Source organism: Wenyingzhuangia sp. IMCC45533 (assembly GCF_054111225.1).
Genome location: NZ_CM134197.1, coordinates 603002 through 622106 on the forward strand (window position 1 = coordinate 603002; position 19105 = coordinate 622106).

The window sequence follows — 19105 nt, forward strand, 5'->3', positions numbered from 1 at the left end:
CCATGAAAGCATTATTTGATAGTACTAGTTACGAATGTAGCCAGTTGGTTACTAAAAGATATAGCACCTCTTTCTCTATGGGGATATTGCTATTTAAGCCTAGCATAAGACCCGCAATTTATGCCATTTATGGTTTTGTTCGTTATGCAGATGAAATAGTTGATACTTTTGTTGATTACTCACAACAAACATTATTAGACGAGTTTGAAAGTGAATACAGAAAGTCTTTAGAGCGTAGAATAAGTTTAAATCCTATTCTCAATTCTTTTCAGGAGGTAGTGCGCAAATATGATTTACAACCCTTTGTAGAAGATTTTTTAAAAAGCATGAGAAGAGATTTATCTCAAACCACTTATGCCACGCAAGAAGAATACGAAGAGTATATATACGGATCTGCAGATGTTGTAGGATTGATGTGTTTGAGAGTTTTCGTTAACAACAACGAACAAAAATACCAAGAGCTAAAGCCCTATGCTATGAAGCTTGGTTCGGCTTTTCAAAAAGTAAATTTCTTAAGAGATTTAAAAAACGATTTGGAAAGTTTGGAAAGATCTTATTTTCCTAATTTAACTTCGTTACCAATGGATGGAGAAACTAAGCAAGAAATTATCAATGATATCGATCGTGATTTTGAAGAAGCCTTGATTGGAATTAAAAAACTACCCATAGAAAGTAAAATGGGAGTCTATTTAGCTTATAAATATTACTTGAAATTGCTACACAAACTTAAAAAAACAACTAGCGAACAAATAATGAATGAAAGAATTAGAGTTTCTAATCCAACAAAAATCTTAATTTTAATGAGAGCTTACACTAAGTACTCATTAAAATTAGTTTGATTATGAAAACACTCATTCTTACTTTACTTTTTTTTTTTAACACAGCACAACCCGATTGTGATAACTTAAGTACAATTCGAAATATATTTCAAGCTGGGGTAGATGAAAAACAATTGAACGAAATGATACTGCTGTGTCAACAGTCAGATTGTTACAAAATTACTCCGTACCATGCAGCTGCAACCATGAAAAAGGCAGAGTTTGGATGGTCTCCTTTGAAAAAACTAACTTATTTTAATACTGGTAAAAAAATGTTAGATGATTTTATTAAAAAATACCCTAATAATATTGAAGCTAGGTATATCAGATGGCTTACACAAAAAATGGCTCCTGGCTTTCTAGGCTATGATGGAGACATAGAAGAAGACTACAATTATATCATGCAAAATATACACAGTAATGATATGGACGAGGATTACAAAAAAACAATTTTAGAACACATAAAGAAAGTAGCTAATGAATAATTTACCAATCTATATACTGACAACCCTTGGTACTTTTTTACTGATGGAATGTATTACGTGGTGTACACATAAATACGTGATGCATGGTTTTCTATGGTATTTGCATGAAGATCATCATCAACCTAAATACCAAGGTGTGTTCGAGAAAAACGATGCTTTCTTTGTTATTTTCGCCATTCCAAGTATCGCTTTATTTTTCTATGGAATAAGACCCGAGTTAAATTATTTATTTTTTGTTGGTTTGGGAATTCTGTTTTATGGACTTGCTTATTTTATTGTTCATGATATTATTATACACCAAAGATTTGATTTGTTCAAAAACATTAAAAATCCTTATATAAAATCTCTGAGGAAAGCGCACAAAGTCCATCACAAACATTTGGGAAAAGAAGACGGAGAGTGTTACGGTATGTTATACGTACCTATTAAATATTTTAAACAGTATTTCTAAATGCAATACACCTATTTGATTATTGATATTAGCTGTATTTTAATTCCGTTTATATTTAGCTTTTATCCTAAACATGCTTTTTACAAAGAGTGGAAACCCTTTTTTTTAAGCTGTTTTACTATTGCCCTATTATTTTTGGTTTGGGATGAAGTTTTTACGAGCATGGGAATTTGGGGTTTCAACCCAAAATATTTAACTGGAATATATGTAGGGCACTTACCCTTAGAAGAAATCCTGTTTTTTATCTGTATTCCTTACGCTTGTTCTTTTACCTTTTTTGCCTATCAATATTTATTACCCAACAAAGGAACTAATATTCAATTACATAAAATTAATTATGTATTAGCTATGTTTTTACTGGGGATTAGCATTTTAAACTATAACCGTTGGTATACTTTTCTAACCTTTTTGCTAACAGGTATCTTTCTACTATTTTTAAGACAACAAAAGATAAATCTCTTTTACTACTACGTTAGTTTTATTACTATACTCCCTTTCTTTTTTGTGAGTAATGGAATTTTAACGGGTAGTTTTTTACAAGAGCCTATTGTTTGGTATAACAATTTTGAGAATTTGGGAATCAGGATGTTTACCATTCCTTTAGAAGATACTTTTTACGGTATGCTACTTATCTTCAGTAACATTTATTTACATCAATATTTCAAGCAAAAATTAAATGCAAAAAGTTAATATATTTTGGTTTAGAAGAGATTTACGTTTACACGACAATACAGGACTTAACAATGCTTTGTCTGGTAAAAACCCTGTGTTGCCTATTTTTATTTTTGATGACAACATTTTAACGCATTTAGATAAACAAGATGCTAGAGTTACTTTCATACACCATCAACTGTTAAAAATAAACGATTTACTAAAACAACATAACAGTAGTCTTTTAGTTCTTAAAGGAAAACCTCTAGAAGTATGGCAACAGTTATTTGAAAATTACGATATAGAGACCATTTATACCAATAAGGATTACGAACCTTATGCTTTAGAACGCGACCGAGAAATATATAAACTAGCAGAAAAAAATAAGTGTGTATTTTCGAGATACAAAGACCAAGTCATTTTTGAAGAAAATGAAATTTTAAAGGCAGACCGTAAACCCTATACTGTTTACACACCCTATAAAAACAAATGGTTAAAAGCTTTTGAAAACATCAAATTAGAGGCGGTAGATATCAATTACAGAAATTTCATCCACCATCAATTTGATATTACTACACTCAAAGATATTGGTTTTTCCAAATCCGATATTGAAGTACCCAACTATCAACCAAAAAAAATTAAAGATTACGGAGATCACAGGGATTTCCCTTCTGAAAACCACACAACGCATATTGGACCACATTTGCGTTTTGGAACCTTGAGCGTTAGACAGGTAATTCTCGATTTACCCGAACAGAGTGATGTGTATTTAAGTGAATTGATTTGGCGAGAATTTTTTATGCAAATACTTTTCCACTTTCCACATGTAAAAAATGAAAACTTTAGAGCCAAGTACAATCATATTCCTTGGAGAAACAACGAAGAGGAGTTTAAGAAATGGTGCGATGGAAATACTGGATATCCTATGGTAGATGCAGGAATGCGAGAGTTAAATACTACGGGACACATGCATAATAGAGTTAGAATGATTACTGCTGGTTTCTTGTGCAAACATTTACTGATAGACTGGAGATGGGGAGAAGCGTATTTTGCAAGTAAACTGTTAGATTATGACTTATCAGCCAACAACGGAAACTGGCAATGGGCTGCAGGTACGGGTTGCGATGCTGCTCCTTATTTTAGAGTGTTTAATCCTACTACGCAAATACAAAAATTCGATAAAAATTTAACCTATATTAAAAAATGGGTTCCTGAATTAGACGAACCTGCATATCCTAAACCTATGGTTGAACACAAATTTGCTAGAGAACGCGCTATTGACACCTATAAACAAGCTTTAAATAATCTTTAATATGAAAATAACGCTAAAACTAGCCGCAATTTATAATTTAGTATGGGGCACTTGGGTAGTTTTATTCCCTAATCACTTTTTTGATTTGGTAGGAATGGAAAGACTTAACCTCCCCATGATTTGGCAAGGAGTTGGAATGATTGTCGGTGTTTATGGTTTAGGTTATTGGTGGGCATCTTATAACCCACTTAAACATTGGCCTGTCATAGCTGTTGGTTTTTTAGGAAAAATTTTTGGCCCTATTGGCTTTATTGGTAATTACGCTCAAGGCATTGTTCCTTTTGAATTTTTTTACACTTTAATTTTTAATGATCTAATTTGGTGGATTCCATTTGGATATATTATGCTAAACGTACACAAAAAGCAACACTGGAAATTGACCTAAAGAACGAGAGTTTGTTATAACGGAAGAGATTAGATTAGATTAGATTTCATTTTTTTATTACTAATGATTTTCGGTAAAAAATTTACATCGAGAAAATAAATTTTAAAGAGTAAATCATGGATTGTAACACAAAATATTCATATGAATTTGCACTTATCAACGTACTTTTTTTAAACCAACTTTACGCTAAATATAAAATAAACCCTCCGTACATAGCCAGTATACGGAGGGTTATAAACAAAACAAAATTTTATTGATAATTTTTCTTTTTCTAATCGTTTTGCCTATTCAAACTGAACTAAACTTGCTGTAATTTCTAACGGAATTAAAGGAGATTTAGAAACAATTTGATTGTCTGCATCTAGCATTTCCAACCTTATTGAGTATTTACCTGGACTAATTCCTAAAGTACTAGGAGAATCCATTCTATCAAAGCTATAGTACCTTCTGCTTGTATTATTATCAAAAAAAGTGGTAGCATTTTGCACCTCAACTCTTTTAATTAAAGCTTTACTAGTAACGTTGAGAAAAGCCAAGTGAGGTGTCTCGTTACTATCCGTAAATAATCTTACATCGTTTTGACCTACAAAGTTTAGATTAAAATTGCTGATTTCCGAAATCTCTGTGAGATATGAAATGTTTCCTGGTACTTGAATACCAATGGTCGTTGCTAGCTCAGATTGGCTTGTATCTAAAAGCCTATACTCTTGAGTATTTCCAGCAAAGTTTCCTACAGAAATGGTATTGTTACTTTCTACTTCTAATAAAGACACCTCATAAAAATCTACCTCCATTTTTAAATCATCAACCTCAAACTCAACAACCGTTGCATTTGATGTATTATCAGACTCATTATCAACAGTTAATCTATTTACGTTTACCTTAGCTTCAAAATCTCTTGAATTTTGTTCTTCTTCTTTTTCCTCAGAAGCCAAATAGGTACGTCCAAACTGTTGTCCCTTAAACTGTAATTTGTAAGTGTAGCCACTGTTGTGGTTTTCTATTTCAATCTGAGATGCTGCACTTACGTTGTATGTCTCTATATCGTTTGTGTCATCTGAAATTCTTGGAAAGGTTCTTCCTGTTTTTACTTTTAGAACTGATTGAGTTGCGCTTGCTTGTTGTAATGTATCGCTTGCTTGCTGTAGTGTATCGCTTGCTTGCTGCAATGTATCCGAATCATCAGAACTACATGACATCGTTAATAAAATTATGGCAAGTGTAAATAATGTTTTGAGTTTCATAATTTTTATAATTTAACTGCTACGATAACATTAGAGTCTGATAAAGTGGACTTCTTTTTAACAGATATCTTTTGAAAAATAGCATTTTTATATACTTTATCGCTGGCATCGTTGGGGTTTTTACTCTCTTCTAGTCTAAAATAATAGGTACCGTCGTCCTGAAGTAACTCATCAACTTTAGATGATAAAAAACGGTAGGAAAACGTACCTTTTCCAAATTGTCCATTGCTACCATTACTATTTACGGTATTTATTAATTTCAAGTTAGAATCGTAAACACCTAGTGTTACTCCAATTCCATTAATAAAGTTCACAATGGTTGGTCTTACTCTAAAATAAGTTTGGTTTAAATCTAGTTCTGTTAATTTTCCAAAATTATTATCCTCTAGTTGCGTTCCACTCAAAAAACTAGTAGCATCGTTATCTACAACTACATAATCTTCATTAACACCTGTAATTTCTACTAAAGAATTGCTCTCTTTTTCTAATAGCTGAATACTGTAAGTATCGCTAAGCATATCTAAATTCTCTACGCTCGCAACTAGTGTCGTATAGGTAGTCGTTGAAATAGGTCCAACTATATTCGTTTTACTCAATTTAACAAATTCTCCATCTCCTTTGACAGGTCCTGACGATGTGTTTTTTTTAGTCAAATCTATAGAATACTTTTCGTCAAAATTATCACCAGTAAATTCTAATGAATAGGTAAATTCTTCGTTATAATCCTCAACTTCTAATTCAATAGGTTGGTTGTCTACATGTGCAAACTTGTACGTGTTGCCAGTTATAGATGTATTTGCATTTAATTTAGCCGAGGAAACGCTTTGTTCTTCAAAGGTTTCTTCTGTATCATCTCCATTATCATCAGAACAGCTGATGATAAACATTGATGAGCAAAAGATACTCGCCAATAAAAGTTTTAATAAATAGTTTGGTTTTTTCATTTTGTAATAAATTTTAGTTATTTGTTTTTCTAGTTACTTATTTTGAATTTTTGGAAAGGAGACTTTTTTATAATTCCAACTCCATTTTTAAAAACTTCCATTCTGACCAAATAATCCCCCGCTGCTAAACCAATATTGCTAGGACTAATAAAGTCTATAGATGTAAAGTAGCTCGGACCTCCTCCACTGGTTGCAGATTGATTTCTTGTGAACGTGGCTGTTTTTTTAACCAAGGTTTGATCAGTAACTGTATAAAAGGCCAATTGATGTGTTTCTCCCACATTTTTGTAAGCTCTGGCTTTAGTCAATACATAGAGGTTTGCTTTTATTTGAAGACCCTTAGGATGACCATTACTGGAAATAACTCCGTTGGTTTGTGAAGCTCTAATGGTCGTGTAAAATTCAGAATTCCCTTGATCTGTAAATCTAATAGTGCGCGAATCTGTTGATAGTGAGTTTTTTAATGGCAATTCATTTCCACTTTCAGACTCTAACAATACTCCTGTGTAAAAATCCGGTTTCATATCTAAAGATGCTAAGTCAAAATGCAAAGTTTTACTAGGGATAGAAGGAGAGACTGCCGACTGTTTGGCGTTACTTATTAAATTACCTTTATCTACTGCGGTTACAGTGTACTTTTCGTTAGAATATATTCCCGTTAATTTTAAGACGTAAGTATAAGTAGCTTCGTAATTTTGTATCTGAACATAAGTATCATCTTCATTGGATTCATCTAAATCCAATGTTGAGTAATCAAAAGCATTGTCTGTTGAAATGCTTTCTCCCACAAAGACTACGCTGGTAGCGGCTTGAGGCTTTATTTGTAATTGTCCAGAATTTGAAGAATTAGATTCGTCGATTTCGTCTGAGTTGCTACCGCATGATACCAAAGTAAGGGCACAAATAATGCAAAATAAACTCATTGGTTTGTTTTTCATTTTGGACTGTTTTTTATTTCCAAACCAAAGATGATACTATTAAGGAACTAACCTATGTTAATCTTTCCCAATAGCGAAAGATTGTTTCCCAATAACATTTATTTACCCAAATAGAGCTCTACAACACCTTTGTATGTTTTGCTTACCGGAATTTCTATTGTATCTAAATGGATTTTCTTATTGGCCACAGAGTACGAAGTTACTTCTGATAAATTTGCAATCCATGACCTGTGGACTCTATTAAAATTAGAGATTTCAAAAAAAAGTTCTTCGTAATAACTCAGCTTTTTAGCAGCTGTGTATTTTTTACCCTCTTTGAGATAAATGTGACTATACATTCTATCTGCCTCTATACAGATAATATCATCTACATTAATAATTACATAGTCGCTTTTATAAGGAATAGAAATTTTTGTTACTTTTTTTCGATTGGCTTTAAAAGTATCTATTCTGGATTTAAAATTGTGAATAGTGTGTTGTTGTTTTATCTTGTTTTCGGTTTCAACCAACCTGTCAATATCCACAGGTTTTAGTAAATAATCTAAAGCAGAAACCTCAAAAGCCTTTATTGCATATTGGTCGTAAGCAGTAACAAACACAATTTGAAAATTTATATCTGAAAATTCTTTTAATAACTGAAATCCATTTTTTTGAGGCATTTCAATATCTAAAAAAACTACGTCAGGCTGGTTTTTGTCAATACTCATAATAGCCTCATCAACGTTACAACAAGTATCTACGGGAACTATATCTGTACAAAAATTATTTAGCAGATAAACTAAATTTTCTCTTGCACTTAACTCATCATCAACAATAATTGCTTTAATCTTTTTCATTGCTCAATGTGTATGGAATTTTTATTAATACTTTAGTTCCTATTGCTGCGGGTAAATACTCAAACCCAATATCTGTTTGATAATAGTCTTTTAGTAATGTTAACCGCTCTCTAATTGCGTTGGTACTAAAAGACTCGTGGCAGTCATTATTAGCTATATACACTTTTTTGGATTGTTCAATTCCAATCCCATTGTCTGTAATAGTACAGTGAAAAACCTCTTTTAGCTCAAACTCTATCTTAATATTTTTACTGCCCTTTGTTTTATGCAAGAGTCCATGCTTAATAGCATTTTCTACAAAAGGTTGAATAATCATCGTAGGAATTTTAATATGCAATAAGGCTTTTGCTCCTAAAATTTGATACGAAAATTGATTTCTAAACCTCAACTTTTCAAGCTCAAGGTATTTAATAAGCAACGATTTTTCTTTATCAAAAGAAATAAAACTTCTCTCGCTCATATTTAAATTATCTCTTACCATAACGAAAACTTAGCTAAATACTGATAAGCTTCTCGTTTATCACCCATTAAAACCAAATTCTGAATAGAATTCATTGCGTTAAACATAAAGTGAGGATTCATTTGTGCTTTTAATGACTTTAACTGTAAATGAGCTACTTCTGCTTTTTGAGTTTTTTCTAACTTTTGATAAGCAAGTTCTAACTGCTCCTCATTTTTTTGATTTAATTTTTTAAAATAATGAAACAAATAAAATCCTGCAAAGAATAAAGAGCTCACCACAGGGTCTTTCAATAAAAAAAAACTTCTTATCCATTGTTTATAGTCTGCAATATCTAGCATCCACAAGTCACTCCAATTACAGGTTAATAAACACACCAATAGAAAAAAATAGGCTGGCTTATTGCTTTCATACAAACTCATCACCACCAAGGGTAAAAAAATAAAATAACAAACTGTATAAGGGCTGTAGGTAATTACAAAAGATAAGATGTAAAAAATTGTAAACGATTTTAAAATATATAAAACTCTAGTTATTTTAAATTGATTAATGTGATTTAAAAATAGAAAAAGAGATAAAATACTTAGAGAAATGGTATGAATAGCAATGTCTTTCCATTGATTTTTAGGCTTAAACAACAAATCCAATGTAATAAAAAAACAACTCAAATGCATCCAAATGATAATGTAGGTGTTGAGCAAGGCTATTCTTTTTTTCTCAAGCTTGTTTTGAGTATGCTGCTGTCCAATTGATACTATTCTTTGATAAATCCCCATATTAACATTTTTTAGAATAGGGAATTTTTATTTTGCAAACAGTTACACCTCGTTTGGAATAGTGTTCAAATTCTACATCAATATTGTAGAACGAATTGATCAATTCTATATGCTTTTCTATATGCCTAATGGTATCGTAAAAAGTACCAACACCAGTTATTTTACTCAAATTTTCTGCCGTAATTCCATTATCCAACAAAGTGAAATCAATTGTATTTTTATTTTTAGAAATTTTTATTTTGATACGCTTGTATCTATCTACCTGATGAAAAATTCTATGCAAAGTATTTTCTAAAAAAGGTTGAATTACCATTGAGGGAATTCCAATATTTTCATTTTTTATATTTGATATAATATCAAATTTCAGCTCACCGTTAAACCTTAATTTTTCTAGCTCTAGGTACTCTTCAATAAGTAAAATTTCTTTCTCTAGAGGGATACAAATTTTTTCACTTGTATTAATATTCTCTCTTACAAGCCTTGAAAACTTAGATAGATAAGTGTACGTTTTCTTTTTCTCCCCTTTAATGACTAAGTTCTGAACAGAATTTAGTGTATTAAACATAAAATGAGGATTCATTTTAGATTTTAATAATTTTAGACGCAAACTTGCTAGCTCATTTTCTTTGGATACTTCTAGTTTTGCATAAGCCAGTTCTAACTTTTGCTCATTTTCTATATTCGTTTTTTTAAAGTAATTAACAAGCAAGTATACGCAAGAAAAAAGCCCAATTACTGCAAAAACGTCTAATTTGTTTACTACCGCTAGCGGATAAACTCTAATAATGTAATAAGGTACACAAAACAAAAAAAGGCTAATCATTGTGATGCAGATTGCTATTTTATTCTTGTTAAAAAGTGTTAGCGCAATGCCAGGGACAAAAACAAAATAATATTCGTTGTAGGATTCTGGTACCAATACTACTGAGAACATGAATATCGAAAACAAAAGAATTACAATCCAAAGTACTGTAACGAGTTTAATTTTATTAATGGAAACCAATTTTAATAACAGCAACATTGCTAAAAACATACCCACATAAAATGTAAAAATTTTAAAATTTAGAATACCTGTTATTGCATCTCCCACAGGCATTAATAAACTAAAATGAATATTGATGAGAATATAAATATTTAGCAGCTTAATTTTTTTATTTTTTGGGGTAGGATATTTAGAGGACTGTCCTATTTTTAGGATGTAATTATAAATGCGTTTGATAATTTTCAATTTATTAATCTTCTGTCTTTAAATACGGTATTTTAACCTTTACTATGGTTCCTGTTTTTGCAGGCAAATAACTAAAGCCGATATCTGTTTTGTAATATTCCTTTAAAATTTCCAATCTATCTTTAATGGCTTTAGTAGAAAAAGAGGTATGTACAGATTCGTTTTTTCTATTTATCTCTAAAGACTGCTCACACCCTACACCATTATCAGTTATCTCACACTCTAACACGTCTGATTTTGTAAAATTTATATGCAATTTTTTTATTCCTTCCTTTTTGTGTAGTAAACCGTGTTTTATAGCATTTTCTACAAAAGGTTGAATAATCATTGACGGAATTTTAATATCTTCAATGTAATCATCTCCAACAATGTGATAGATAAAATTTTCTTTGAATCTTAATTTTTCTAGTTCTAAATATTTTTTAAGGAGTGAACATTCTTCGTCAAAAGACACAAAGCTTTTTTCACTCATATTCAAATTCTCTCTAATCATATCCGAAAATTTTGATAGGTACTGATAAGCTTCATGTTTATCTCCTTTTAAAACTAGGCTTTGAATAGAGTTCATCGCATTGAACATAAAATGTGGGTTCATTTGAGCTTTCAAAGATTTTAACTGTAAATGAGCCAATTCACTTTTTTTTGTCTCTTCTAATTTGTCATATGCCAATTCTAATTTATACTCATTGGCCAAATTTGTTTTTTTAAAATAGTTTACTAAAAAAAATAAGCTTAAAAATACTCCTAACATAGCAGGCACTTCAACTCTATCTATATAATCCTGCGGATAAACAACAATGATGTAATAAGGAGCTAAATACAATACAAACGCAACTATCAGTGTAAACCATGGAATAATGTTTTTTTTGTATAGTGAAAGTGCAATACCGGGTATAATGATGTAATAATACTCCATATAAGTACCTGGCAATATGTAGATAGAGAAACTAAAAAAGTTTAGAAAGGCTGTAAAAATCCATAAAAAAATAGCCGATTGATTAAAAGAGTACCTGTTCAAGACAACTACCAGTATCATACTCAAAAAAGTTAGTGCTTGAGCTACGGTCGAGATAATTACTACAGCATCGATTTCTCTTGATAAAAAGTCTGCTAAAGGAAATAAAAGTGTAAAATGCATCCAAATTAATGCATAAGTATTTACAAGAGCTATTCTTTTATTCTGAGTTGTTGAATATGTACTTTTAACTCCTTGATTAATAATCAAATTATATAGCTTTCTCATAAATAAAAGTAGAATTATTAAAGTTAAAATAAGGATTGCTGAGTTGATGCAATTTTCTTCCAAAATACATCAAAAAATTTCCCAATGATAAATTTCATCTAGATTGTAAACTTTACATATTTTTATTGACTGATGATTTAAAGCCCTTTAAAGATGACTCGAAAACAACGAATTGTAACAATATCCATCTCTTTGATTAACTTGTTTATCATGATTAGCCAAGTGGTCTCAGCCTATAAAAAATAGTCTTTAACTACAAACAATTAAGAATGTATCAAACTAAGATTACATTATAGCAGCTATTTACTGCACACCAAAAATTGTAATCACTACGGTTCTCGCACCTCCGTAATTTCTATGCTCCCCCAAATATATCCCTTGCCATATTCCCAAATTTAATTTTCCTTGAGTGATAGGAATATTTATAGAACAACCTAAAAAAGAAGCTTTTATGTGTGCTGGCATGTCATCGTCACCTTCGTAATTGTGTTTATAGTAAGGTAACTTTTCTGGAATCATTTTGTTGATATGGGTCTCAAAATCCAATCTTACCGTTGGGTCTGCATTTTCATTAATAGTTAAACTAGCGGACGTATGCTTTATAAAAACTTGTATTTGGCCAACGTTGATATTGTTAATTTCAGGAACAAAGTCTAATATCTCATCCGTTATTAGGTGGTATCCTCTTTCCCTCGGTTTTAATTGTAGTTCTTTCTGATAAAATTTCATAGTGATTAACTAAAAATATATGAATATCAAAGATTGAAAATATAACTTTGTTTACGTAACAAACAACCTTAATTTTGCTAAAAATCGCTTACCACCCTTGTTATGAACATCCATTAAAAAAAGGACATCGTTTCCCAATGGAGAAATATGATTTAATTCCCAAGCAGCTTTTGCACGAGGGAACTTGCGATTTTGAGAACTTTTTTAAACCTGAGAAAGCTCAAAAAAATGATTTAATTGGAGCTCATACTCAAACTTATGTAGACAGATTACTAAAATTGGCATTGACCAAAGATGAAATTCGCCAATCTGGATTTCCTTTAAGTAAGAAAATTGTGGATAGAGAATTAATCATTACTCAAGGAACTATAGATGCTAGCAATTACGCTTTAAAACATGGAATTTCTATGAACGTGGCAGGAGGAACACATCACGCATATAGTAATCGACCCGAGCCTTTTTGCTACTTAAACGATCAAGCAGTAGCAGCTCACTACCTCTTAAAGCATAAATTAGCCAAAAAAATTTTAATTCTGGATTTAGATGTACATCAAGGCAATGGAACTGCCGAAATTTTTAAAGATGAATCTAACGTGTATACCTTTTCTATGCACGGAAAAGATAATTATCCCTTTGTTAAAGAAACATCTGATTTGGATATTGAATTAGAAACAGACACTACAGATTTTAAATATTTATCTTTACTTAAAGAGATATTACCCAAAATATTACAGCGGGAGCAACCCGATTTTGTATTCTATCAATCTGGTGTAGATATTTTAGAAACAGATAAACTAGGTAAACTTAGTTGTACTATTGACGGATGTAAGCAAAGAGATTTGTTTGTATTACAAACCTTATTCAAACAAAGTATTCCGATAGTTTGTTGCATGGGAGGGGGCTATTCTAAGGATATTAAAGTGATTATAGAGGCACACTGCAATACTTTTAGAATTGCACAAAATTTGATGCGGGGCTAGCTTTCTCAAAAAGAAATACATAAACATTAAATATGATAAACATAAAAAACATAAATAAAAAATTATGATTAGTTGTTTGTATATTTATACTAAATAATAATTTATGAAAAATTTAGTATTCAATAAAAACAAAAAGTTATTTGCTGTATTAGTTAAGTGGGATTACGATTATGGATCTGCTATGAGCGGTGTTTTAAAGAGATCTATCAGGAGTTCCAACCCCCCTGTTAAGAATTTTTTTAATAGAATTATTAGCAAGAGAACTTCTTACCAAAAGGTGAAATTTACATGGAGAAGCACTTCAGAAGTTCTCGTAGAGAAAGTTCCTGAAAAAAAATTGATGAATTTTATTCAAAAGCTAGAAGAAATTAGCAATCGATTTTCTTTTACGAGAATTAGCAAAGTAGAAATTGTAAGCATTTAGTGAAGATTGTGAATATGATAGCATAAAATAACTTTAAAGCCGTTTCAAAAAAATGAAACGGCTTTTCTCTTCAACTAAAAAAATAATCTATTTTTACAATGAACTTATACAAGTGGTTCAAATAGCTAATAGCAAACTTTTAATTATCTTAATATGATGAATTTTACACCCAAACAAATACTTTTATTTTTTACTTTACTACTTACCGGTTTGTCCAGCAATTATATTTTTGCCCAGTCGAAACCCATCAATATCGTACTGTTTGCGGGTCAATCTAACATGGCTGGTAGAGGAGTTTTTAGTGAACTAGATAAGGATACAGCCAAACGCATAGAAAAAATTAGTGATAGGGTTACGTTGGTAATAGGTGCTTGGAGAACTGCCCTGTCTTACAACCCTAGAAAGGAACATACAGAAAAATTTGGACCAGAAATGTTTATCGGACTACACTTAGCTGAAAAATACCCTGACCAAGAATTTTTATTTATTAAAACATCTGTAGGAGGTACTTCTTTACACGGAGCTTGGAGTCCGCAATGGACACAAGAAAAAGCCAATGCCTCAGAATTTAATGAAGCTAGAAAAAAAATGAAATTGTATGCTGAACACACTAACAAGATTCGTAAAGAAATTGAAAGATTAGAGAAAGAAGGAAAATCTTATAAAATTATAGGAATGTTTTGGATGCAAGGTGAAAGAGACACACGTTTGGAACTGTCTGCTACAAATTATGAAGAAAACTTAGAAAACCTAATAAATTCTTACAGAGAGGAATTTGATGTAAAATGTATGCCTTTTGTTTTCGGACAGGTAAATAACGTTAAAAGAAGTAGTAGAGAATTTGAAGGGGGAATTGAAATGGTAAGAACAGCCATGGAAAACGTAAACAAAAAAGTTAAGTACACGGCTATGGTACCTACTAGTATGGATCCGAGCTGGAGTGATTACCCAAAATTAAAAGACGATACGCACTATACTACCGAAGGTCAAAAGAGATTAGGAACAGCGATGTACGAAGCTTTTTACCAGTTAAAACACTAGGTTAGGTCAATTTTCACTCGATGTGTTTTCAATAACTAATTCGTAAAAAATTAGAAGCAGAGCTATTTAAAGCTCTGCTTTTTTGGTTTTATAGAATAAAAAAAACTAAATGCGTTTTATATTTAATAATCAATTGATAAAAAATGGAAAGAAGAAAATTTATAAAGAAAGGAGTTTTTAGTGCTATTGGAATTGGGTTCCTTTCCGGATTGTACTCTTGGAAAATTGAACCCTTTTGGCTAGAGTTTGTTAAGATTAAAATGCCTATTCAACATTTACCAGAAAGTCTCATCGGAAAAACAGTAATGCAAATAAGTGACATTCATGTAGGCAATAAATTTGACTGGAAATACATTATTGAGTCTTTTGAAAAAGCACGAAAATTAAACCCTGACATTGTGGTTTACACTGGAGATTTTGTGAGTTACGAAGATTACAAACAGCTTGAGCAATTAACTACTGTGATGAAAAATAGTGTCCGTGGCAAAATTGCAACTCTCGGTGTTTTAGGAAATCACGATTATGGAAAAGACTGGTTAGAAAATGATGTCGCAAATTCTATCGTTAAAATATTAAAATCCTCAGGGGTTAAAATTCTTAGAAATGAACAGATAAATATAAAGGGATTGAATATTATTGGAATAGACGATTACTGGGGAACCAATTTTAATGCAACAGAAGCGATGTCTGATATGAATAGTCATGAGGCCAACTTAGCCCTTTGCCACAATCCTGATGTTTGTGATTTGGATGTATGGGGAGACTATAACAGTTGGATACTTTCTGGACATACACATGGAGGACAAGTAAAACCTCCTTTTTTAAATCCTCCTATGCTACCCGTAAAAAACAAAAGGTATGCTGCTGGTAAATATAATTTATCCAACAATAGAACTCTTTACATTAATAGAGCATTGGGTCACTTATGGCAAGTAAGGTTTAATGTAAGACCTGAGATTACGTTGTTTACATTGAGTAGAAAATAAAATAGATATAGTGATATCCCTTTTTTGATGTAGGCTTTTATCCTATTTAGATGCTTGAAAAAGGTATTACACAGTTCAATTTTTTCAGTTTGGTTTTGGATGAAGTCACGGAAACTTGATAGAGTAGCTACGAATCAGTCAATACTTATTTTTTTCGTACAAGCATTTCCAGCTATAAATCAAAAGCCATTAGTTAGAAATAGAAAAAGGGAATCAGATATCTCTGATTCCCTTTTTAAATAATATACTACAGTTGAGTGTTTACTTTACCTCTTCAAAGTCTACGTCTTCTACTGAATCCTCAGGACTTCCTTCTGGCTTTGCTTGTTGAGCCCCGGCCCCAGCGTTACCAGCTTGTGCTTCTTGAGCAGCAGCTTGGAATTCTGCAGATGCAGCTTGTAAAGCAGCATTTAGAGTTTCTGTAGCTTTATCAATTCCAGCAACATCTTTAGCGGCATGCGCAGTTTTTAACTCTGTTAAAGCAGCATCAATAGGAGCTTTTTTGTCTTCTGGTAATTTACCTTCTACTTCTTTTAACTGTGCTTCAACTTGGAAAATTAATTGATCGGCACCGTTTACCTTTTCAGCAGTTTCTTTAGCTTTAGAATCTGCTTCAGCGTTTGCTTCTGCATCTGCTTTCATTTTAGCAATTTCTTCTTCTGATAAACCTGAAGAAGCTTCAATCTTAATTTCTTGAGACTTGTTTGTTGCTTTATCTACAGCAGATACTTTAATAATTCCGTTTGCATCAATATCAAAAGTTACTTCGATTTGTGGAGTACCTCTCTGTGCTGGTGGGATATCCGTTAATTGGAAACGTCCAATTGTTTTGTTATCCGCTGCCATAGCTCTCTCTCCTTGTAATACGTGAATATCAACAGAAGGTTGGTTATCTACCGCTGTAGAGAATACTTGAGACTTTTTAGTAGGAATAGTTGTATTTGCTTCAATTAATTTGGTAAATACATTCCCCATGGTTTCAATCCCTAAAGATAAAGGTGTAACATCTAACAATAATACATCTTTAACATCTCCAGCTAAAACTCCTCCTTGGATAGCAGCTCCAATGGCAACCACCTCATCAGGATTTACTCCTTTGTTTGGCTCTTTTCCAAAAAATGCTTTTACCTTTTCTTGAATTACAGGAATACGAGTAGATCCTCCTACTAAGATTACCTCATCAATATCAGAAGTATCTAAATCTGCATCTTGTAAAGCTTTTTTAACAGGCTCCATAGAACGAACTACCAATTCAGCAGCTAATTGCTCAAATTTAGCACGCGTTAAAGTTTGTACCAAGTGCTTAGGTCCGCTAGCAGTAGCTGTTACGTACGGTAAGTTAATTTCTGTTTGCGCAGAAGAAGATAATTCTACTTTTGCTTTCTCAGCAGCTTCTTTTAGACGTTGTAAAGCCATAGGGTCTTTACGTAAATCTACTTGCTCAGCAGCGTTAAATTCATCTGCTAACCAGTCGATAATCACCTCATCAAAGTTGTCTCCTCCTAAGTGAGTATCTCCATTGGTAGATAATACTTCAAAAACTCCATCTCCAATTTCTAAGATAGAAATATCAAAAGTACCTCCTCCTAAATCGTAAACAGCAATTTTTTGATCTTGCCCTTTTTTATCAATACCGTAAGCTAATGCAGCAGCAGTTGGCTCGTTAATAATACGTTGTACTTTTAAACCAGCAATTTCTCCCGCTTCTTTAGTAGCTTGACGTTGTGCATCGTTAAAGTATGCAGGAACTGTAATTACAGCTTCTGAAACCGTTTGACCTAAGTAATCTTCGGCCGTTTTTTTCATTTTCTGCAAAGTCATTGCAGAAATTTCTTGTGGTGTGTACAAACGTCCGTCAATATCGATACGTGGGGTATCGTTATCTCCTTTTACTACTTTATATGCAGATCTTGAGATTTCTTCTGAAACTTCAGAAAACTTGTTTCCCATAAAACGCTTTACAGAAGCAATTGTTTTGGTTGGGTTTGTTACTGCTTGTCTTTTTGCAGGATCTCCTACTTTACGCTCTCCTCCATCTACGAATGCTACAATAGACGGTGTTGTTCTTTTTCCTTCTGCATTAGGAATTACCACTGGGTCATTCCCTTCCATTACAGAAACGCATGAGTTGGTTGTTCCTAAGTCAATTCCAATAATCTTACTCATAATTATGTTATTTATTTATGTTGTTAATTCAATTTTACAATATGGATTAGTCAATATGTATGCCATGGGTTGCCTCTCTACAAATTGTCAGAAAATTCTGACAAGGTGTCAGAACTCCATAAAAACCACAAAAGAGACAGTGTTAAACTAAACAACTGTCTCTTTTGTAATATGTAATTTTAACGGCTATTACCTTGTAAATACCAAATCTGTTTCAGTAGATAGATTGGCATCAAACGCGTAATTCTCGTAATTAAAGCCTCTAAGACCTTCAAGCGTGTCAATGTTTTTGTCAATAATGTAGCGAACCATTAATCCTCTTGCTTTTTTTGCATGAAAGGAGATGATTTTTAGTTTGCCATCTTTGTAATCTTTAAAGTGAGGAGTAATTACTGGAACTTTTAACTGCTTTGGTTTTACCACTTTAAAATATTCGTTACTAGCTAAATTGACAAATATTTCGTTCTCTACTAATTCTTCGTTTAACTTTTCCGTAACAGTATTCCCCCAAAACTGATATAAGTTTTTGTGTTCCTCAACAGCTAATTTGGTTCCCATTTCCAGTCGATAAGGCTGCATCAAGTCCAAAGGTTTCAAGATTCCATACTGACCTGATAGAATTCTGAGTTTATCTTGTAAAACTTCTATCTGCTTTGCTTTTAAAGTGTAGGCATCTAAACCCGTATAAACATCACCGTTAAATGCAAATACAACCTGACGTGCATTGTCTTTAGTAAATGGCAAACCCCATTCTTGGTTGCGCTGCCAGTTCAACTCTCCTAACTTATCTGATATTTTCATCAATGCAGATAAATCTTTGGGAGATTTTTCTTTTAAAACTATATTTAATTTTTCTGCTTGCTTTAAAAATGCTCCTTGTGTAAATTTTTCTGTAGGCACCTCAGATTCAAAATCCAATGACTTGGCAGGGGATACAACTATTTTCATTATTAATTTATTATAAAATTAAAAATAGTTATTTATTCTTTCAATTCAACTAAAAAAAGT

At 32.1% G+C, this 19105-nt stretch carries 21 protein-coding genes; 10 read left to right on the top strand and 11 right to left on the bottom strand.

Features of this window, described 5'->3' with window-relative positions; genetic code table 11:
• The first annotated feature begins 2 nt into the window (after nt 1-2).
• Genes ACXGQW_RS02620 through ACXGQW_RS02645 form a run of 6 tightly spaced genes read left to right on the top strand, consistent with a single transcriptional unit; the run spans nt 3 to nt 4102 of the window.
• On the top strand, nt 3-839 hold the full coding sequence (locus ACXGQW_RS02620) for a phytoene/squalene synthase family protein (RefSeq protein ID WP_457823551.1): 837 nt from the start codon (nt 3-5) through the stop codon (nt 837-839).
• A 2-nt stretch (nt 840-841) separates the two neighbouring features.
• On the top strand, nt 842-1303 hold the full coding sequence (locus ACXGQW_RS02625; protein ID WP_457823552.1) for a hypothetical protein: 462 nt from the start codon (nt 842-844) through the stop codon (nt 1301-1303).
• Nucleotides 1296-1754, top strand: coding sequence for a sterol desaturase family protein (locus tag ACXGQW_RS02630; RefSeq protein WP_457823553.1), 459 nt, complete (start codon nt 1296-1298; stop codon nt 1752-1754). The genes ACXGQW_RS02625 and ACXGQW_RS02630 overlap by 8 nt, the downstream gene beginning before the upstream one ends.
• The gene (locus ACXGQW_RS02635) at nt 1755-2444 is read left to right on the top strand and encodes a lycopene cyclase domain-containing protein (protein WP_457823554.1); all 690 of its coding nucleotides are present in this window, start codon (nt 1755-1757) and stop codon (nt 2442-2444) included.
• Complete coding sequence (locus ACXGQW_RS02640) at nt 2431-3717, top strand: cryptochrome/photolyase family protein (protein WP_457823555.1); 1287 nt, start codon at nt 2431-2433, stop codon at nt 3715-3717. The genes ACXGQW_RS02635 and ACXGQW_RS02640 overlap by 14 nt, the downstream gene beginning before the upstream one ends.
• A gap of 1 nt (nt 3718) precedes the next feature.
• The gene (locus ACXGQW_RS02645; RefSeq protein WP_457823556.1) at nt 3719-4102 is read left to right on the top strand and encodes an alkyl hydroperoxide reductase; all 384 of its coding nucleotides are present in this window, start codon (nt 3719-3721) and stop codon (nt 4100-4102) included.
• 284 nt (nt 4103-4386) lie between these two features.
• Here the strand turns inward: ACXGQW_RS02645 and ACXGQW_RS02650 are convergent, their stop codons facing one another.
• From ACXGQW_RS02650 to ACXGQW_RS02690, 9 genes are all read right to left on the bottom strand, one after another.
• Nucleotides 4387-5346, bottom strand: coding sequence for a hypothetical protein (locus tag ACXGQW_RS02650; RefSeq protein WP_457823557.1), 960 nt, complete (start codon nt 5344-5346; stop codon nt 4387-4389).
• 5 nt (nt 5347-5351) lie between these two features.
• Nucleotides 5352-6290 carry a hypothetical protein gene (locus tag ACXGQW_RS02655; protein ID WP_457823558.1) on the bottom strand — a complete coding sequence of 313 codons (939 nt, stop codon included), beginning with the start codon at nt 6288-6290 and terminating at the stop codon, nt 5352-5354.
• Nucleotides 6291-6319: 29 nt separating this feature from the next.
• Nucleotides 6320-7228 carry a hypothetical protein gene (locus ACXGQW_RS02660; RefSeq protein ID WP_457823559.1) on the bottom strand — a complete coding sequence of 303 codons (909 nt, stop codon included), beginning with the start codon at nt 7226-7228 and terminating at the stop codon, nt 6320-6322.
• A gap of 98 nt (nt 7229-7326) precedes the next feature.
• The gene (locus ACXGQW_RS02665; protein ID WP_457823560.1) at nt 7327-8064 is read right to left on the bottom strand and encodes a LytR/AlgR family response regulator transcription factor; all 738 of its coding nucleotides are present in this window, start codon (nt 8062-8064) and stop codon (nt 7327-7329) included.
• The gene (locus ACXGQW_RS02670; protein WP_457823561.1) at nt 8051-8524 is read right to left on the bottom strand and encodes an ATP-binding protein; all 474 of its coding nucleotides are present in this window, start codon (nt 8522-8524) and stop codon (nt 8051-8053) included. Before ACXGQW_RS02670 ends, ACXGQW_RS02665 begins: the two co-directional genes overlap by 14 nt.
• A 14-nt stretch (nt 8525-8538) precedes the next feature.
• Nucleotides 8539-9300, bottom strand: coding sequence for a histidine kinase (locus tag ACXGQW_RS02675; protein ID WP_457823562.1), 762 nt, complete (start codon nt 9298-9300; stop codon nt 8539-8541).
• Nucleotide 9301: 1 nt separating this feature from the next.
• Complete coding sequence (locus ACXGQW_RS02680; protein WP_457823563.1) at nt 9302-10528, bottom strand: histidine kinase; 1227 nt, start codon at nt 10526-10528, stop codon at nt 9302-9304.
• Nucleotides 10529-10532: 4 nt separating this feature from the next.
• On the bottom strand, nt 10533-11771 hold the full coding sequence (locus ACXGQW_RS02685; RefSeq protein ID WP_457823564.1) for a sensor histidine kinase: 1239 nt from the start codon (nt 11769-11771) through the stop codon (nt 10533-10535).
• A 303-nt stretch (nt 11772-12074) separates the two neighbouring features.
• Nucleotides 12075-12500 carry a secondary thiamine-phosphate synthase enzyme YjbQ gene (locus ACXGQW_RS02690; protein ID WP_457823565.1) on the bottom strand — a complete coding sequence of 142 codons (426 nt, stop codon included), beginning with the start codon at nt 12498-12500 and terminating at the stop codon, nt 12075-12077.
• A 74-nt stretch (nt 12501-12574) separates the two neighbouring features.
• Between ACXGQW_RS02690 and ACXGQW_RS02695 the strand changes: the two genes are divergently transcribed.
• The 4 genes from ACXGQW_RS02695 (at nt 12575) to ACXGQW_RS02710 (ending at nt 15931) form a co-directional block, all read left to right on the top strand.
• Nucleotides 12575-13480 (top strand): histone deacetylase family protein, encoded by a 906-nt coding sequence (locus ACXGQW_RS02695; RefSeq protein ID WP_457823566.1) that lies wholly within the window; start codon nt 12575-12577, stop codon nt 13478-13480.
• Nucleotides 13481-13583: 103 nt separating this feature from the next.
• Nucleotides 13584-13904 (top strand): hypothetical protein, encoded by a 321-nt coding sequence (locus ACXGQW_RS02700; RefSeq protein WP_457823567.1) that lies wholly within the window; start codon nt 13584-13586, stop codon nt 13902-13904.
• 153 nt (nt 13905-14057) lie between these two features.
• Nucleotides 14058-14945, top strand: coding sequence for a sialate O-acetylesterase (locus ACXGQW_RS02705; protein WP_457823568.1), 888 nt, complete (start codon nt 14058-14060; stop codon nt 14943-14945).
• A 143-nt stretch (nt 14946-15088) separates the two neighbouring features.
• A complete protein-coding gene (locus tag ACXGQW_RS02710) occupies nt 15089-15931 on the top strand; it encodes a metallophosphoesterase (protein ID WP_457823569.1) in 843 nt (280 codons plus the stop codon).
• Nucleotides 15932-16192: 261 nt separating this feature from the next.
• Here ACXGQW_RS02710 and dnaK read toward each other — a convergent pair whose 3' ends face one another.
• The gene (gene dnaK, locus ACXGQW_RS02715) at nt 16193-18097 is read right to left on the bottom strand and encodes a molecular chaperone DnaK (protein WP_457823570.1); all 1905 of its coding nucleotides are present in this window, start codon (nt 18095-18097) and stop codon (nt 16193-16195) included.
• 189 nt (nt 18098-18286) lie between these two features.
• Nucleotides 18287-19045, bottom strand: coding sequence for a peroxide stress protein YaaA (gene yaaA, locus ACXGQW_RS02720; RefSeq protein WP_457823571.1), 759 nt, complete (start codon nt 19043-19045; stop codon nt 18287-18289).
• Nucleotides 19046-19105: the final 60 nt, after the last annotated feature.

Bases quoted from the DNA above. Each gene is read 5' to 3' on its own strand.
- ACXGQW_RS02710 (WP_457823569.1), top strand. From the start codon at position 15,089: ATGGAAAGAAGAAAATTTATAAAGAAAGGAGTTTTTAGTGCTATTGGA.
- ACXGQW_RS02690 (WP_457823565.1), bottom strand. From the start codon at position 12,500: ATGAAATTTTATCAGAAAGAACTACAATTAAAACCGAGGGAAAGAGGA.
- ACXGQW_RS02645 (WP_457823556.1), top strand. From the start codon at position 3,719: ATGAAAATAACGCTAAAACTAGCCGCAATTTATAATTTAGTATGGGGC.
- ACXGQW_RS02670 (WP_457823561.1), bottom strand. From the start codon at position 8,524: ATGAGCGAGAGAAGTTTTATTTCTTTTGATAAAGAAAAATCGTTGCTT.
- dnaK (WP_457823570.1), bottom strand. From the start codon at position 18,097: ATGAGTAAGATTATTGGAATTGACTTAGGAACAACCAACTCATGCGTT.
- ACXGQW_RS02660 (WP_457823559.1), bottom strand. From the start codon at position 7,228: ATGAAAAACAAACCAATGAGTTTATTTTGCATTATTTGTGCCCTTACT.
- ACXGQW_RS02625 (WP_457823552.1), top strand. From the start codon at position 842: ATGAAAACACTCATTCTTACTTTACTTTTTTTTTTTAACACAGCACAA.
- ACXGQW_RS02635 (WP_457823554.1), top strand. From the start codon at position 1,755: ATGCAATACACCTATTTGATTATTGATATTAGCTGTATTTTAATTCCG.
- ACXGQW_RS02685 (WP_457823564.1), bottom strand. From the start codon at position 11,771: ATGAGAAAGCTATATAATTTGATTATTAATCAAGGAGTTAAAAGTACA.
- ACXGQW_RS02640 (WP_457823555.1), top strand. From the start codon at position 2,431: ATGCAAAAAGTTAATATATTTTGGTTTAGAAGAGATTTACGTTTACAC.
- ACXGQW_RS02665 (WP_457823560.1), bottom strand. From the start codon at position 8,064: ATGAAAAAGATTAAAGCAATTATTGTTGATGATGAGTTAAGTGCAAGA.
- ACXGQW_RS02630 (WP_457823553.1), top strand. From the start codon at position 1,296: ATGAATAATTTACCAATCTATATACTGACAACCCTTGGTACTTTTTTA.
- ACXGQW_RS02655 (WP_457823558.1), bottom strand. From the start codon at position 6,290: ATGAAAAAACCAAACTATTTATTAAAACTTTTATTGGCGAGTATCTTT.
- ACXGQW_RS02675 (WP_457823562.1), bottom strand. From the start codon at position 9,300: ATGGGGATTTATCAAAGAATAGTATCAATTGGACAGCAGCATACTCAA.
- ACXGQW_RS02650 (WP_457823557.1), bottom strand. From the start codon at position 5,346: ATGAAACTCAAAACATTATTTACACTTGCCATAATTTTATTAACGATG.
- ACXGQW_RS02620 (WP_457823551.1), top strand. From the start codon at position 3: ATGAAAGCATTATTTGATAGTACTAGTTACGAATGTAGCCAGTTGGTT.
- ACXGQW_RS02700 (WP_457823567.1), top strand. From the start codon at position 13,584: ATGAAAAATTTAGTATTCAATAAAAACAAAAAGTTATTTGCTGTATTA.
- ACXGQW_RS02705 (WP_457823568.1), top strand. From the start codon at position 14,058: ATGATGAATTTTACACCCAAACAAATACTTTTATTTTTTACTTTACTA.
- yaaA (WP_457823571.1), bottom strand. From the start codon at position 19,045: ATGAAAATAGTTGTATCCCCTGCCAAGTCATTGGATTTTGAATCTGAG.